At 66.6% G+C, this 2,137-nt stretch carries 2 protein-coding genes and 1 pseudogene; 1 reads left to right on the top strand and 2 read right to left on the bottom strand.

Annotated features, from left to right (window positions below; all coding sequences use genetic code 11):
• Positions 1–731, bottom strand: a 731-nt coding sequence (locus tag ACNA7R_RS20075; RefSeq protein WP_416285307.1) for an alpha-hydroxy-acid oxidizing protein, incomplete at its 3' end; no start/stop codon positions are given.
• Between the two features lie 161 nt (positions 732–892).
• On the opposite strand from ACNA7R_RS20075, the gene ACNA7R_RS20070 reads away from it, so the two are divergent.
• Entirely contained in the window at positions 893–1,669 is a 777-nt protein-coding gene (locus ACNA7R_RS20070; protein ID WP_416285306.1) for an SDR family NAD(P)-dependent oxidoreductase, read from the top strand.
• Between the two features lie 114 nt (positions 1,670–1,783).
• Here the strand turns inward: ACNA7R_RS20070 and ACNA7R_RS20065 are convergent.
• Positions 1,784–2,095 (bottom strand): annotated as a pseudogene (locus ACNA7R_RS20065) (type II toxin-antitoxin system VapC family toxin); the annotation flags it as partial.
• Between the last annotated feature and the right edge of the window lie 42 nt (positions 2,096–2,137).

Below are 2,137 nucleotides of genomic sequence, written 5' to 3'. Positions count from 1 at the left end.
GCGTCGCCGAAGCAGTCGATGAAGGACTCGAGCGAGGCCTCGGGGTCGGCCCACGGATCGTCGGTCTCGAGTCGGTCGCGGAAGGCCTCATCCTCGAAGTAGTTCCTGATGCCCTGTCCCTCGAGGAAGGGGAGGTAGGCGAGTTCGATGTCGCGCTCGCGCCAGCCCATCTTCGGCGTGTCGAGCGTGACGACGATCGCCTCGAACCCCGCGTCTTCGGCGCGCTCCAAGAAGCTCGCGGCCACGTCGCGGTCGGCGCTCCAGTAGAGCTGGAACCAGCCCGTCGTCTCGAGTTCGTCGGCGATCTCCTCCATCGTATAGGAGGAGACCGAACTCGAGATCATCGGGACGCCGACGGCGTTCGCCGCGCGGGCGACCGCGAGTTCGGCCTCGTCGTGGAGGATTCCCTGGACGCCGATCGGGGCGAGTAGGACGGGTACGGGGAGTTCGCGGCCGAACAGCTCGACCGAGAGGTCGCGATCGGAGACGTCCCGCAGGATGCGCGGGACGATCTGCCAGGCGTCGAAGGCGCGGTCGTTCGCCTCGACGGTCGACTCGGAGCCCGCGCCGCCCGCGACGTAGGCGAACGCCTCCTCGTCGAGTTCCTCGCGGGCGCGCTCCTCGAGGTCCTCGTAGGCGACGGGGAACTCGGGCGGCTCGCCCTCGAGCATTCCCTCCCGGTACACTGTCTCCTGTCGATCCGGCCCGTAGTTGCTGTCTTCGCCTGTCATGGTGGTGTGGAAACGACGAACGTCGTCGGGTGTGCGTACTGGTGACGATTCTCCTCGACGCCCTTAACGATACGGGGGTTGTACCCACCTTTATTAACACTGTCTGCATATTGTCTGCTGGACCTAACAATGGTAAGCACACTCGCAGCGGGTGACCGGCGATGAGCACCGACCAGTTCGGCGTCGACGGCGACGTCGCGATCGTCACGGGCGCCTCGAGCGGCATCGGCGCGGCGATCGCGAAGGGGTTCGCCGACGACGGGGTCGACGTTGTGATCTGCTCGCGCGAGCAGGACAACGTCGATCCGGTCGCCGAGGAGATCGCGGGGAGCGACCGTCCGGGATCGGCCCTGCCCGTCGAGTGCGACGTCACCGACCGCGAGGCCGTCGACGCGCTGGTCGAGGCGACCGTCGAGGAGTTCGGCGGGCTCGACGTGCTCGTCAACAACGCGGGCGCCTCGTTCATGGCGAACTTCGACGACATCTCGGAGAACGGCTGGAAGACGATCGTCGACATCAACGTCCACGGCACCTACCACTGCACGCAGGCCGCCGCCGACCACCTCAAGGATGGCGGCGGGATCGTGATCAACCTCGCCAGCGTCGCGGGCCAGAGCGGGTCGCCGTACATGAGCCACTACGGCGCCGCGAAGGCCGCCGTCGTGAACCTGACGACGACGCTGTCCTACGAATGGGCCGCCGACGGAGTGCGGGTCAACTGCATCGCGCCCGGCTTCGTCGCGACGAAGGGCGTCGAGAACCAGATGGGGATCTCGGCCGACGAGGTCGACCGCACCGAGGTCGAGCGCCGGATGGGAACCGTCGACGAGATCGCCGACCTCGCGCAGTTCCTCGCGAGTCCAGCGTCCTCCTATCTCGTCGGCGAGACGATCACCGCACAGGGGGTGCCCCGGATCGAGGAGTCGCCCGAGGTATGACCGACCGGGACGTCCACCTGCCCGTCGCGGCCCAGCCGAGCGTCGACTCGTTGGCGGACTACGCCCGACGAGCGGAGTCGGGCGGCTCAGTTCGAAGTCGGCTCGATTTCGCGTCACGACGGTCGCGTTTCGCTCTTTCGCGACGCTGGCGATGAGGAAATCTCCGGCGAGCGAGTTGATCCTGTCTTGATCGAACGCATCGTCCCGACGAAGCGCGGCTTCGAGCTCTCCGGCGACGAACGCGTGTTCGACGGTGAACGGGAGCATCGTCACCCAGTCGAACGTCGAGCGAATCTCGTGGGGATCCAGTTCGCCCTGCAGTTCGCGTCCGACGGCGATCTCCTTGACGTTGAGCGCGGTCGTCGCGAACTCAGATTCGTCGTTCGACTCGAGGTAGTCCGCTGCTCGTTCGTTTTCGGGAGTCAGCGACCAGCTGCTCGAGTTCGTCAGCCTCGTCGGCCTCGAGCG

Origin of the sequence: Natronococcus sp. (assembly GCF_047921035.1) — an archaeon.
In the GTDB taxonomy this organism is placed as follows: Archaea; Halobacteriota; Halobacteria; order Halobacteriales; family Natrialbaceae; genus Natronococcus.
The sequence above is the reverse complement of the archived record's forward strand: the minus strand, read 5'-3'. Positions and strand labels throughout refer to the sequence as shown.

Excerpts from the sequence above, each read along its gene's own strand:
- ACNA7R_RS20070 (WP_416285306.1), top strand. The coding sequence starts at position 893 with ATGAGCACCGACCAGTTCGGCGTCGACGGCGACGTCGCGATCGTCACG.